The sequence below is a fragment of the Micromonospora sp. NPDC023737 genome, from assembly GCF_040639715.1.
In the GTDB taxonomy this organism is placed as follows: domain Bacteria; phylum Actinomycetota; class Actinomycetes; order Mycobacteriales; family Micromonosporaceae; genus Micromonospora.
The window spans coordinates 483,935-496,432 of sequence record NZ_JBFAAL010000004.1 but is presented as its reverse complement, the minus strand read 5'-3'; the positions used below and the strand labels follow the sequence as shown (position 1 = coordinate 496,432).

Annotated in this window: 11 protein-coding genes and 2 pseudogenes; 8 read left to right on the top strand and 5 right to left on the bottom strand. The window is 66.9% G+C overall.

The genetic code is table 11. The features are described from left to right. Nucleotides 1-193 precede the first annotated feature (193 nt). Nucleotides 194-784, top strand: a complete 591-nt coding sequence (locus tag AB0F98_RS13325) for a hypothetical protein (protein ID WP_357733535.1) — start codon at nt 194-196, stop codon at nt 782-784. Nucleotides 785-821: 37 nt separating this feature from the next. Next, entirely contained in the window at nt 822-1,205 is a 384-nt protein-coding gene (locus tag AB0F98_RS13320) for a hypothetical protein (RefSeq protein WP_357733532.1), read from the top strand. Between the two features lie 29 nt (nt 1,206-1,234). Here AB0F98_RS13320 and AB0F98_RS13315 read toward each other — a convergent pair whose 3' ends face one another. Further along, nucleotides 1,235-1,474, bottom strand: a complete 240-nt coding sequence (locus tag AB0F98_RS13315) for a cold shock domain-containing protein (RefSeq protein WP_357733529.1) — start codon at nt 1,472-1,474, stop codon at nt 1,235-1,237. A 351-nt stretch (nt 1,475-1,825) separates the two neighbouring features. Here AB0F98_RS13315 and AB0F98_RS13310 point away from each other — a divergent pair, with 351 nt between their 5' ends. Continuing rightward, a complete protein-coding gene (locus AB0F98_RS13310; RefSeq protein ID WP_357733526.1) occupies nt 1,826-2,212 on the top strand; it encodes a hypothetical protein in 387 nt (128 codons plus the stop codon). A gap of 6 nt (nt 2,213-2,218) precedes the next feature. Here AB0F98_RS13310 and AB0F98_RS13305 read toward each other — a convergent pair. After that, nucleotides 2,219-3,018 (bottom strand): IS5 family transposase gene (locus tag AB0F98_RS13305; protein ID WP_357733581.1). Its coding sequence is split into 2 segments (ribosomal slippage): nt 2,219-2,682 and nt 2,682-3,018, totalling 801 coding nucleotides; the frame shifts between segments, so codons are not numbered across the junction. A gap of 699 nt (nt 3,019-3,717) precedes the next feature. On the opposite strand from AB0F98_RS13305, the gene AB0F98_RS13300 reads away from it, so the two are divergent. From AB0F98_RS13300 to AB0F98_RS13285, 4 genes and pseudogenes are all read left to right on the top strand, one after another. Next, nucleotides 3,718-4,098: a hypothetical protein gene (locus tag AB0F98_RS13300; RefSeq protein WP_357733523.1), complete on the top strand. Its 381-nt coding sequence runs from the start codon at nt 3,718-3,720 to the stop codon at nt 4,096-4,098. 169 nt (nt 4,099-4,267) lie between these two features. Beyond that, a complete protein-coding gene (locus AB0F98_RS13295) occupies nt 4,268-4,993 on the top strand; it encodes an ABC transporter ATP-binding protein (RefSeq protein WP_357733521.1) in 726 nt (241 codons plus the stop codon). Then, nucleotides 4,990-7,476, top strand: a complete 2,487-nt coding sequence (locus AB0F98_RS13290; RefSeq protein ID WP_357733518.1) for an FtsX-like permease family protein — start codon at nt 4,990-4,992, stop codon at nt 7,474-7,476. The genes AB0F98_RS13295 and AB0F98_RS13290 overlap by 4 nt, the downstream gene beginning before the upstream one ends. A gap of 941 nt (nt 7,477-8,417) precedes the next feature. Further along, nucleotides 8,418-8,993, top strand: a pseudogene (locus AB0F98_RS13285) (transposase); the annotation flags it as partial. 33 nt (nt 8,994-9,026) lie between these two features. Here AB0F98_RS13285 and AB0F98_RS13280 read toward each other — a convergent pair. Further along, nucleotides 9,027-10,589, bottom strand: a complete 1,563-nt coding sequence (locus AB0F98_RS13280) for an ISL3 family transposase (RefSeq protein ID WP_357733515.1) — start codon at nt 10,587-10,589, stop codon at nt 9,027-9,029. An 84-nt stretch (nt 10,590-10,673) separates the two neighbouring features. Here AB0F98_RS13280 and AB0F98_RS13275 point away from each other — a divergent pair. Further along, nucleotides 10,674-11,384, top strand: a pseudogene (locus AB0F98_RS13275) (IS256 family transposase); the annotation flags it as partial. A 273-nt stretch (nt 11,385-11,657) separates the two neighbouring features. Here AB0F98_RS13275 and AB0F98_RS13270 read toward each other — a convergent pair. Together AB0F98_RS13270 and AB0F98_RS13265 are read right to left on the bottom strand one after the other, a co-directional pair. After that, nucleotides 11,658-12,038: a hypothetical protein gene (locus AB0F98_RS13270; protein ID WP_357733512.1), complete on the bottom strand. Its 381-nt coding sequence runs from the start codon at nt 12,036-12,038 to the stop codon at nt 11,658-11,660. Nucleotides 12,039-12,119: 81 nt separating this feature from the next. Continuing rightward, complete coding sequence (locus AB0F98_RS13265) at nt 12,120-12,416, bottom strand: hypothetical protein (protein ID WP_357733509.1); 297 nt, start codon at nt 12,414-12,416, stop codon at nt 12,120-12,122. Nucleotides 12,417-12,498: the final 82 nt, after the last annotated feature.

Genomic DNA, 12,498 nt, shown 5'->3' with positions numbered 1-12,498 from the left:
TCACCGCCCACGCCTCATCGGTCAGTTCACCACGACGTACCACCGGCACATCGTCGACGATCAACCACTACAAGATCGGCAGGACACGCCCTAGGTGGTACCACCGCCGTAGTTGCCGCGCTGGCATTCATTGACATGCTTGATTGTCCCGGTGGATCGTGGACGTTCCTTATCCATCCCAAGGAGGCAGCTCGTGCAAACTCCCGCTATCGCCAGACTCGCTGCGGCGTCAGTGCTCGCCGCGGCACTGCTCACCGCGTCACCGGCCCAGGCCGCTGCTCCGGAGCGGACGCCGGTCGACCCCGCCCCGGCCGGCACGGCCTGGACCGCCACGACGAGTGACGCCGCCGCCCAGGCCGGCTTGGCCCTCACCGTGGACAAGGACACCGGCCAGTGGCGTATCCAGCAGGCCACCGAGTCCGGGATCACTCCGAACTATCCGGTCTCCTACTGCACCGGGAACTTCACCAACCCCCGGATGCTCGGCTCATCGACGTTGGAGTTCGGCGGGGCGCAAACCTGTGACAACGCCCGCGACTGGCCGCACCGAATCGTGGTCGAACTGCAGAGCACCTGCTCTGACATCTGGTGCATTATCTTCCAGGACGAGGGGTCGGTGGACTCGCTGTGGCGGATGTCCCGGGTCGCGAACGCCTTCGGTGGCCTCGGCTGCGACAACTCCGATCGGCGTAAGTACCGGCTGGTGACCGACGTGTATGCCCGCAACATCTACATCGGCGCCGTCGTCGGCTCCACCGAACCGATCCTGCCCTGCTCAATGTGACCCGCGTGGCAGGGGGCGGGCGGTTAGCGTGACCGGTATGACGATCGCGGACCCCCGCCTCCTACGCCCGCCGACGGTACTCCGCCGGAGCGCCGGCCTCGCCCTTCTGCATTGGGGCGTGATCAACGGCCCGCACGGGTTGTCGCTGGTGGTCGAGGTGGTTGACGAGGACGCCACAGGTGCACTCCAGAAAGGCCCCTGGAAGGACCCGCAAACCGACAACCTCTCGATCTACGCTGCCGTCGACAGCAGCGCTCCGATCTACCCAAAAACCATGGCCCGGTTCACCGGCCCGAGCTGGCAACGGTGGATGATCACCTTCGATCGGTACGACCGGCCGGCCCGCGTCGACCCCGCCACAGCAAAGATCACGATCATCGTCCGACCAATCGGCACGGAAACCGTCATCGACCTGGCCTGAAGGGGATGCGACGACACAGACCAGCGTGGCTACGACAACTTTGTGATCTTGACAGCCCGAGCAGGATAGCCATCTTGGCCAGGAACCTCGTAGCGGCATCGAACCTGCTCGCCGGGCGTGAGGCTGCGGTAATCGGCGGGGCCTGCGACGATCGCGGAGTAGTGGGCCCAGACGGTCAGGTCGACGTGGTCAAGCGTGAGGGTTCCCCACCCCTCTTCGGCGTTCCAGGTGCTCACCACGCCGGTGTTCTGAGAGCTCTGGCCGGTCACGAGCACCACCGTACCGAGCTCGCTCGGGGCTGGGTGTCCCAACAAACCCGTACTCGACTTGTTGGGCCCAGTCGTAGTCCAGCCCGGAACAACGGCAGTGCTGGCCAACCGTTGCGGCACGAGCGACACCGCCGCCCTGCAGGGCAGCTCTGACCAGCGCTGCCGTTGATTTTTCGCTGGTTACTACCACCGCGGCGGGTTTCATCCGATGCAGCATTCGCCATCGTCATCACGACCCCTGGTGGGCGCGCCGGTAGCGTTGGCTCCGCTGCGCGGCGCACGCCAGCGTTGACGGCTTCGAGGGAGCGGGGTGGCGGCGCAATGATCAAGTCGGAACCTGGACGACCGGGAATGGTCGAGCGCGCTACCGGCCTCCTGACGGCCGTGCTCGCCGCCGGGTCGATGGCGTTCACGGGCTACCAGGTCTGGCAGATGCGCGACTCGGTCGCCGACTCGGCGCTCGGTGCCGCCGCAGTGACGGCGGTCGCCGCGATCGCGCCTACGCTGATCGCGCACTGGTCAGGCCAGCAATGGAACGGTCGGGGCGGTGCCCGGATCGCGCCGATCGTGCTCGCGTTGGCCGCGCTCACGTTCGCCGTGGGCGTCGCTCACCACCTGACTCACGTCGGCAGACCGCACCCTTGGATGGCGGCCGTCGCGTTCACCTTTGTTGCCGGCGTCGGTCCGACCCTGATCCTCGTTCGCGCTCGCCAGCGTCCGGCCGCCGTCACCGCCTAAGAGCTCCTAACTCTTTGAGCGCTGTAGTCGGCGCCAGCAGATGATGGCGCAGGCGAGGGTGAGGAAGGCTTCGTGGATGTCGTCGCGGATCTCCCAGCGGATGCGCAGGCGGCGGAACCAGTGCAGCAGGGCGATGGTCTGCTCGACGATCCAGCGTCGGGTGCCGAGCCCGGAGCCGTGTGGGACACCGCGTCGGGCGATGACAGGTGTGATGCCGCGGGTCCGTAGCTCGCGGCGGTACTTGTCGAAGTCGTAGCCGCGATCTGCGTAGATCCGGTCGGGTCGTTGCCGTGGTCTGCCTCGGATGCCCTTGATCCGGGGGATCTTGTCGACCAGGGGCAGTAGTTGGGTGACGTCGTGGCGGTTGCCGCCGGTCAGGCTCGCGGCGAGGGGGATGCCGCCCGCGTCGGTGATGACGTGGTGTTTCGAGCCTGGCTTGCGGCGGTCGACCGGGCTCGGACCGGTTTTGGGCCGCCCTTGAGCGCCCGGATGTGGGAGCCGTCGATCACCGCCCGGGACATGTCGAGTTGGTCGGCGGCTCTCAGCTTGCCGAGCAGTACTTCGTGCAGTCGTTGCCAGACACCGGCGTCGTTCCAGTCCCGCAGCCTGCGCCAGCACGTCATTCCCGACCCGAACCCGAGTTCCTGGGGTAGGTACTCCCACGGGATCGCGGTGTAGAGCACGAACAGGATCCCGCACAGCACCTTGCGGTCATCGAGAGGCTTACGGCCCGGGAACCGATGCCGCCTGGGCGGACGGGGAGGCAGCAGCGGTGCGATCTCGGCCCACAACTCGTCCGACACGATCCACGGCGGCTGCTCACCCCTCCTCACGTTCAGACAGAACGATCCTCACGTCCCAAGGACACGCCCAACATCATTTCGTTAGGAGCTCTAAGCCGGGCCGGAGGCAAGGCCACCTTGCCTCCGGGCTTCATCTGATGAAAGATCCCTTCCTCCAAGCGCGGTGAGGTGAAGTTTGCCGACTGGCCTCGCCGTAGTTTTCAACGAGAAAACAACTCCAGCGCTGGCCAGGGCGAGGCCCCTGCACGAATGCCTGGAGCCGGATCGTCCATCCCCGTAGACCCCAGCGCTGGAGTTGTTTTGGTCCGGCAGGCCTTGGGCCCCACCCGTAGTTTGGTCTCGGTGGGAAGCGGGTGCATTCGCCGTGAAACGGGCTGCCCTCGCCGTGATGGGCCATGCCCCGGGATCGACAAATCGTCAGCTATCCACTTCCAAGACGATAGATCAGCCGAAAGCGAAATTATCTACCGGTGGAGGTCTGTGCGGTCACCACCTGAGTAGAACAGCGATCCGCCGGAGAATTTATTGACTATGATGAATTGCTGACTTAGGGTTACGTCGCGACTGTGAGCACGATTAGCCTCCACTCTGGAGTGCGCGCTCCTCGTCGCTCCTGTCACCGGCTCCATTGACCACACGGGAGGATTGGGAATGAGTAGACAGCGGTTGGCCAGTCGGATCGCGAGCGTAGGAGCATCCGCCATGTTGGCGGCCGGGCTCGTAGGGTTCGGTTCAGCGTCACCGGCGCTGGCTGACGTGAATCCCGGTGACACCGAGTCGGCCGCGGGGAGCAAATTCGGGACGCTGGCCGAGTGCGGTGACGTGGAGGATGTCGAGCTGCGCCCCGGGGGCATCCTGGCCGGCGAAGCCCACTGGACCGTGGGTTGCCCTAACAGCACGGACGTCGAAATCACCGGTTGGTCGGAGGACCATCGGTCTGACGGCCTGTGCGTCCAGGTTTACGCCTTGATCGGCAGCACGTGGCATTACGGCCCCCGTTCATGCCCTAACGGCAACGTCGACGAGTTCGAGCTGAGCGGTAGCGGGCGACCTATCGAGGTGTACGCCCGTCTGATCGCGTAAGCGGTAATGGTCGGCGAATCGAGCTATATGCCTGTCTGATCGCCTACGATGTACGGCGGGCGTCGTCGGCGCCCCCAGGCTTGCTGATGCCGGTCGCGATTGCGTCTGGATGCCCAAGAGACGTCTCGCGACCGGCTTAGCTTGACCGGAAATATCGAAGGGCTTGTCGGTGACGCACGATCCTGTATTGGCGTTTCGTGGAGTAAGTCGCGCCTATCACGTCGGAGAGACGACCGTTCATGCCTTGTCGGACGCCAGCTTTGAGGTGTATGCGGGCGAGTTGGTTGCGGTGGTCGGACCGTCTGGCGCCGGCAAGTCCACGCTTCTCGCGGTTGCGGGCGGGCTGGATTCGCCTACCGAGGGTGAGGTGTGGGTCGACGGTGCACCCCTTCACGCGCTCGGGGCAGCGGAACTGGCGGAGCTGCGGCGTGATCGGGTCGGTTATGTCTTTCAGGACTTCAACTTGGTAGCCGCACTCACCGCTGCTGAGAATGTCGCGTTGCCGCGGGAATTGGCGGGGGTCTCGCGGCGGACAGCCCGACGTGAGGCGCTGGACGAGTTGTCGGCGGTGGGCTTGGCTGACCAGGCCGACCGCTACCCGGACCAGTTGTCCGGCGGCCAGCAGCAGCGAGTGGCTATTGCTCGGGCGCTCATTGGTGGCCGGCGGTTGTTGCTCGCCGATGAGCCGACCGGCGCGTTGGACACGGCGACTGGCAGCACCGTCGTCGATCTCCTGCGTGTTCGGATCGGTCGTGGTGCAGCCGCTGTCGTCGTCACGCACGAGCGGGGGGTGGCTGACCGGGCTGACCGGGTTATTGAGATCTGCGACGGAAGCATCATTGCTGCCACGGGAGATCCCGCCAGCGTTGGGCCAGCCGAGGAGCGGACGCCGTGACCCGTCGTGGACGGGCGCCGGGTGCTGTGCTCATCGGCTCGTGGCGGGTAGCGCTGCGTCTGGCGGCGCGGGCAGCGGCGCGCCATCCGGTCCGCAGCGGCTTGGTGATTCTGTTGCTGCTCGTGCCGGTCTATGCAGCAACTGTTCTCGCGTCGGCCTGGGCGGCAGTGTCAGTTCCTGCCGACCGGGAGGCCGCCTGGCGGCTGGGAAAGGCTGACATGTTGATCTCCGGCGGGCAGGCCGAGGAGGTCCTTCGGGACTTGCCGGCGGGCAGCCGGACCATCCTCTATCGCGACGGGGAAACGGTGGTGGCATCGCATGACGGAAGCTATCTGATCCGCGAGTACCGCGCTGTCGACCTGGCCGATCCCGTCAACAAGGGCGCGTATCTTGTGCGGGCTGGCAGGCCCCCCGCGGCGGCCGGCGAGATCGCGATTACCGCCGCCCTGGCCACGGCGCTGCGGGTAGGGCTCGGTGACCCAGTACACGCCGGCCTCCCCGAGCGGCGGCTCGCCGTCGTCGGCATCGTCGAAACACCAGACAAGCTCAGCCGTGAGGCACTGCTGGTAGCACCGTCGCAGAAGTTGTCGGCGGGCGGGCGACAGGGCTTCCTGATTCAGCTTCCGCCGGCCGCTGCGGGCTGGCACCCACCCCGCGGCCAAGGGCGAACCGACGTGGGCTATCTCTTCCGGGACTCCCTCGACCCGGACCCGTCTGAGCAGGCGCTTGCCGCAGCCGGCATTGCGGTCGTGGTGGCTTTCGCCGGCGCGCAGGTCGTGCTGCTGGTAGCCGCAGCGTTCGCGGTTGCCGCCCGCCGTCAGCGACGGGAACTCGGTTTGGTCGCTGCGGTGGGTGCAACCGGCCGCCAGCTCACCCGAATCGTGCTCGCGAACGGCCTGGTGCTTGGCCTATTCGCGGGCGCGTTAGGAGTCGTCCTCGGCACCGTGACAGTCCAGCTCGGGCGAGGCTGGCTGCAACGACTGGTGGACCGGCCCCTGGCCGAGGAGGGAATCGCCGCGTGGCAGTTGCCGGGCATCGCCCTGCTCGCGGTGGTGGCTGGCCTGCTAGCGGCGCTGGGACCAGCCCGGTCGGTGGCCCGCGCACCTGTCCAGGCGGCCCTGGCCAACCGCGTGGTAACCGGTTCCAGAGGAGGCCGTCGACTGCTGTTCACCGGACTTGCCGCGATCGCCGTCGGTATCACCCTCACGACCTGGGCGGCGCAACCCGAGATCGCTGGCGCGGCCATCGTCGCATTCGGCAGCGGACTGATCCTGATGGGCACGGCAGCGTGCGGCCCTGCCGTTGTCGGGCTCGCGGGACGACTCGCGGGCTTTCTTCCCACGCCGGTCCGGCTAGCCTGGCGGCACGGCGCACGGCATCAACTTCGCACCGGCGCCGCGGTAGCCGCCGTGTGCGCCGCGACCGCAGGCAGCGTCGGACTCATGCTCTTCACCGCTGCCGACACGCGCACCGGCTCCGCCACCGAGCCGGACGCCCGCGCCGGGCAAATCCTCATACCAGCCGACGCCGCCAGGCTCCTCAACGCCGACCAGACCCGTTCGCTGCGGCAGGCACTGCCCGTGCAACACATGCTGCGCCTCACCGTCGCCGACACAGAGGTCGGGTACACGAACAGCGCTCCCCAGCCAGGGCCGCCTCCAGTCGTGTCACAGACCGTCGCGGTCGGCGGGGCGGATATCGTCCGCGCCATGACCGGCCAGGAGCCGGACCAGGCAATCACGAACGCCATCCGCGATGGACACGCCGTGGCGTTCTACCCGGAGTTCATATCCGACGGCCGCCTACAACTGAACGCGGCAGGGCAACCGACAGCCATCCCCGCAGTGCTGGCCGCCGCGCCCGCGTACTTCCGCGACCGATCCGTCCTTCCAGGCGCACTGATTCCTAAGGAGACCGCAGCCTCCCTCGGGCTCCCGACCCGCCCTGGTGGAGTCATCATCGACACCAGTCGAATGCCGAACCCAGACGAGCTGGCGACTGCCACGAACATCGTGCTCGGCGCGCAAGCGCAAGCATCGCAGACCGACGTCCCAGCGAATCCCGTCCAGCTCGTTGCCGGACAACCGGCCAACGCAGCTCACCCCCGGCTCGGACCGATCGCCCTGCTGCTCGCACTGGTCAGCGGCTGCGTCACTCTCGTCGCCAGCGCGACCGCGGTGGGGCTGGCAACATCAGAACTCAGGGGCGACCTCTCCACCCTGGCTGCAATCGGTGCCGGGCCAAGAATCACCCGCTGGATTACCGCAGCCCATGCCGGACTGGTCGTCGGACTGGGCGTACCACTCGGCACCCTCGCAGGCGTTGCGCCGGCGGCGGGCTTGATCGCGCTCCGCCCCGATACCGCCTGGCACGTTCCATGGCCGGCAATCGGTGTCGTCATGGTGCTGGCACCGGCCCTGGCTGTGATCGGCAGCGCAGCTCTGACTAAGAGCCGACTCGTCCTTGTACGTCAGCTGACCTAGGTGCTTTTTTCCGGACAGGGCGTTGGCGTTCGGTCGCAAGATCCTTTCGGTCGGGCACAGCCTGATCCATGCTCAGACCTGTCCAGTTGGGTACGACGCGAGACGGCCTGCCGGTAGCCTCCGGACCAAAAACAACTCCAGCGCTGGGGTCTACGGGGATGGACGATCCGGCTCCAGGCATTCGTGCAGGGGCCTCGCCCTGGCCAGCGCTGGAGTTGTTTTCTCGTAGAAATCTACGGCGAGTCCGACTGGACGGTGGTGGGTATGGTCGCCGGGCCAGCAGTGCCCCCCGAACAGGACGTGTCTGGTCATGAGCGAATTGACCGCCCAACTTGACCTACCGCTCGGCACCGACGCGCCCGCAGCCGCCCGCCATGCGGTTAGCGCGGTGCTGTTCGGTTGAGGCTTCCGAGACGAGGCGTGGTTGGAGACCACGGCGGTCCTGGTCAGCGAGCTGGCCACCAACGCCGTACGCCACGGCGGGGGCTGCGTCGAGTTCACCATCGAGGCCCACGACGGGCGGGTGGTGCTATGCGCCGCGGACGGACCGTCGGTGGTGCCGGCTCGCACCGAACAGCCCGCCGCCGCGCGGCGGTTGAGGAAGAACCCGCCCCGACCGACCACACGCCGTCAACCTGATTGCCCACCACCGGAAGAACCCGCCACAGTCGAATACGCGCCCCTACCGGTCAACCACGGCGTATTTCATCGGATGAAGCATTCGCCGCCGTGCGCACCCTCAGTTCGGCATCGAGAAGCGGCGGTCTCCGCCGACTGTTGATCACGTCGGCTGCCTGCGACGTTGCGTGCCGCTCAGCGTGCTGATCGATGCCGCGAAGCGGGCGCTCGGGTGGTGCGGCGCCGACGCGAGGGGGAGTGTGGATCTAACGTGTTTCCGGCCTGACCTGCCGGGCGTTGTGCCTGGTGAGGAGGGTGCCGTGATGACCGCGACACTGAACGACCAGACCGGACGCAGGAAGCGGCCTGAGCCGACGGCGGAGGCGAAGGCCGCTGCCGAGCTGGTCCGGGCTGCGAAGGAACAGGGGCTGTCGTTGACGGGCCCGGACGGGCTGCTGAAGCAGTTCACCAAGACGGTCCTGGAGACCGCGCTGAACGAGGAGATGACCGAGCACCTCGGCTACGAGAAACACGATCAGGCCGGTGCCGGGTCGGGCAACATCCGCAACGGCACCCGGTCGAAGACAGTCCTGACCGACGCCAACGGCCCGGTGCAGATCGACGTGCCACGCGACCGCGCCGGCACGTTCGAGCCGCAGATCGTGCGTAAGCGGCAGCGGCGCCTGTCCGGGGTTGACGAGGTCGTGTTGTCGTTGTATGCCAAAGGCCTGACGACCGGGGAGATCAGCGCGCATTTCGCGGAGATCTACGGGGCTTCGGTGTCGAAGGAGACGATCTCCCGGATCACCGACAAGGTGATCGAGGAGATGACGGACTGGTCCCACCGCCCGTTGGACGAGATTTACGCCGCCGTGTTCATCGACGCGATCGTGGTCAAGGGTTCGGGCTCTGTCGCTCGTTGTGTGAAGGGGTCAGTGTGCGAGCAGGACGCGTTTGCGGAGTAGGTCGAGGCCGGCGCGGCCGAACATCTGCCGTTTGATCATTTTGAGGCGGTTGATGTTGCCTTCGACGGGGCCGGAGCTGTGCGGCAGGGTCAGGCCGTTGCGGACGGCGTCGAGGTCTCGGCGTAGGTTGCGGGCGAACCCGGTCAGGGGCGTGAGGGTGTCGTGTTCGACGGCGGTGATCCATTCTTCGAGGCGGTCGCCGTGGCGGCCGGTCATCATGATCGCGAAGGCTCGCACGTGTTTGACCAGCCGGTTTAGGTCTCGGTCGCGGCTGCGAACGTCGCGTAGCTTGATCGTGTCGCGGGGGTCGAGGTGGTCGGGGTGAGTCATGATCCATGAGGTGATCTGGCGCACCGATGGTGGTTTCGGGCCGGGGTGCGGGGCGTGGCCGAGGCCTTTGCGGAAGCGGCGTAGGTAGCGCTGGACGGCGAGTTCCCCGCCGGGGTAGCCCTGCTGTTTGATCTCGCGGAACAGTTGGGTGGCGTTGCGTTCTCCGTCGTTCCAGCGCTGGTGCAGGTAGGCGACGTAGTCGTCGACCAGGTGCGCGCGTTGCTCGGTGACGGCTGTCAGCTCCTCGACGCTGGCGGCGTTAAGATATTTGCGGACCGTGGCTTGGTGCAGGCCGAGTTTGCGGCCGATCGCCGACTTGTTCAGTCCCTGAGCGGCGAGGTCGTGAACGGCGGTGTGGTGTTCACGAAGGCGGGTCACGATCTTCTTCTCGGGTAGCGGCTGCACCTCGGCGGGCATGGTGTCGTCTGGCGGTGGCGGTGCGGGCGCGACGAGCCGGGATCGATAGGCGTTGACGGTCTTCTCGACCGCTTGCCCTAGGTTCTGCCAGAGGTGGAACCGGTCCGCGACCTGCACCGCATCCGGGGCGCCGCAGCGGGCGCCTTCGCCATAGCCGCCGGCGCGGTCGCGGCAGATCACCTGGATTTCGAGGTGTTGCCGTAGCCACGCGGCGAGGCTGTCGCCGTCGCGGCCGTCGAACATGTCAACCGGGCGGTGGCTGGTCATATCGATCAGCACCGTGCCGTAATGACGTCCCCGCCGGAACGCGAAATCGTCGACGCCGACGACCGTGATCGGCGTCTTCGGCGGGTCAGGTAATGCTTTGACCAGCCGCAGCAACGTGTCGCGACCTGCGGCGGCCCCGATGACCGACGCCAGCCGGGAACCGGCCCGCCCGGCCAGCGCCAGGCCGATCTGCGTGAGCAGGTCGCGCAGCCCCGGCGTCAACCGCGCGTGCGGAGCGGTCAGCCCATCGACCTGTTCGGCGAAGGTCCTTGCCGGGCAGCTGGCGTTGTCGCAGCGAAACCGCCGGATCTGCACCTGCAGCAGCAACGCAGTCCCGGCTATCGCGACATCGCGTAAGCGGCGCTGATAACGCCCATGTACCCTGCTCGACCGCTGCCGACACCGTCCGCACCGCGCGGTTGCCGCCCGGACCCGACCTGACAGCACCACCACGCCGTCACGCTGCTCCACAACCTCGATCGACAGACCCGACAGATGCGGCAGCAACCGCTCCACAAGCGAACACGCCGAACATGATCAACGAAAGTGCCGAGCGGGCGACGGAACCGTCCACATCACAAGATCGGCGACGGAGCCGGGGTTCGTGACGGGCAGGTCGCGAACCGGCCGTTCTACGCCGCGATCGGGGTCACTCTCGATGGGGAGAAGGACATCCTCGGGCTGTGGGCCGGCTCGGGTGGTGAGGGTGCGAAGTTCTGGATGAGCGTGCTGACCGACCTGCGTAACCGGGGCGTGAAGGATGTGTTCTTCCTCGTCTGCGACGGCCTCAAGGGTCTGCCCGAGGTCGTGACGAACGTGTGGCCCCAGACGGTGGTGCAGATCTGCGTGATCCATTTGATCCGCAACACGTTCCGGCTGACCTCACGCAAGTACTGGGACGAGCTGAAACGCGACGTCAAGCCGATCTACACCGCCGTCAACGCCACCGCCGCCAGGGCGGCGTTCGACGACCTGGCCGACAAGTGGCGCGGCCGGTATCCGGCGGTGATCCGCTTGTGGGACAACGCGTGGGCGGAGTTCATCCCGTTCCTCGACTACGACCTGGAGATCCGCAAGGTCATCTGCTCCACAAACGCGATCGAGTCGCTCAACGCCCGCTACCGGCGGGCGGTCAAGGCCCGCGGCCACTTCCCCAACGAGCAGGCCGCGTTGAAGTGTCTGTACCTGGTGACCCGGTCCCTGGACCCCATCGGAGCAGGCAGAACCCGATGGACGATGCGCTGGAAACCCGCGTTGAACGCCTTCGCCATCACCTTCAACGACCGCTTCCCGGCTGCTGAAACCTACTAACCAAGACCGCCGGAAACACCGTTAGCGAGACAGCCCCGAGACAGCCCCCGAGGCCCCCTCATGGCACTAAAGATGATCTCGGACCGTGCCCTTAACGTGGAAAAGGGGCCGAGGTAGGACGGTGGGCTGGACAGCATTCTGTCCAGCCCACCGTTATCGCCGATGCAGCGCGTGCCTGGCGGGGCCCGCAGGTTGTGCCCTACCTCCGCTGCGCGCAGGGCGTCAGGGAGGGCCGGTGACCGCCTGGTGGCGCATCGGTTCCTCGGTGCCCTCTCACTGGTCAGCCTTGCGCCGGCTGTCGTGCTGCGCGGACGGCTGCGGTGGGTCGACCTCGACGAATCCCCAAAGCCGCTCGATGAGTTGCAGGGCTCGCGTGCGGTAACGGTCGGCGAAACCGCGACAGATAGCGGGTTTCGCCTGCGGGTACAAATAGTGCGGCAAGGTGTCGTGGCAAACGATGTAGGAGCCTTGCTCGCGGGCCTGCGTGACGAGGGCACGCAGTCGTCCCGGACCGAGGTTCATCCGGTTGCCGGGAGCGAAGATGCAGGTGTCGCACTGCCGCGACATCAGCCGTGACTTCCCGAGGACCGGATCTCCGACGTTGAGTTCCTCCTGCCGGCCGACGTCATCGGTGGAGTTGGGTGCAGGTTCCATGATGTCTGCCTCCTGTAATAGCTCAGGGCGCCGCCGTTGGGCGACGCCCTGTTCGTGGCATGGCTGGTAACGCTCCCGGCTTCACGCCGCCTGGGGATGGGTGCGGGCGGGCTGGAACCAGCCGGTGACCTGGTAGGCGGGCGTGCTCACCCGCGCGCGGCCTCCCGGTCGCGGTTGGGGGCGGATCGCGGCCTGGCGAGCGCGGTAGGCGTCGCGTGCGGGTGGGCATGGGTATGCCTGACCGGCGCAGCGCAGGTTGCCGCAGCGGTCGGGCTGCTGCGGCTGGGGTTGGTGGGCGGCGGCGACGTCGCTGGCGAGCAGCCACAACAAGACGTCGGTGACGGTGCGCGGTATCGCGCGCCGGTGCGGCGAGACCATGACTGGTGTCCTTCCGGTACGAGTTCGGCCGATCCCAATCGCTATCCCCACAGGCAGCGTCATGGGCTGACGAGGCCGGGCT

Excerpts from the sequence above, each read along its gene's own strand:
- AB0F98_RS13270 (WP_357733512.1), bottom strand. The coding sequence starts at position 12,038 with ATGGAACCTGCACCCAACTCCACCGATGACGTCGGCCGGCAGGAGGAA.
- AB0F98_RS13300 (WP_357733523.1), top strand. The coding sequence starts at position 3,718 with ATGTTGGCGGCCGGGCTCGTAGGGTTCGGTTCAGCGTCACCGGCGCTG.
- AB0F98_RS13320 (WP_357733532.1), top strand. The coding sequence starts at position 822 with ATGACGATCGCGGACCCCCGCCTCCTACGCCCGCCGACGGTACTCCGC.
- AB0F98_RS13265 (WP_357733509.1), bottom strand. The coding sequence starts at position 12,416 with ATGGTCTCGCCGCACCGGCGCGCGATACCGCGCACCGTCACCGACGTC.
- AB0F98_RS13310 (WP_357733526.1), top strand. The coding sequence starts at position 1,826 with ATGGTCGAGCGCGCTACCGGCCTCCTGACGGCCGTGCTCGCCGCCGGG.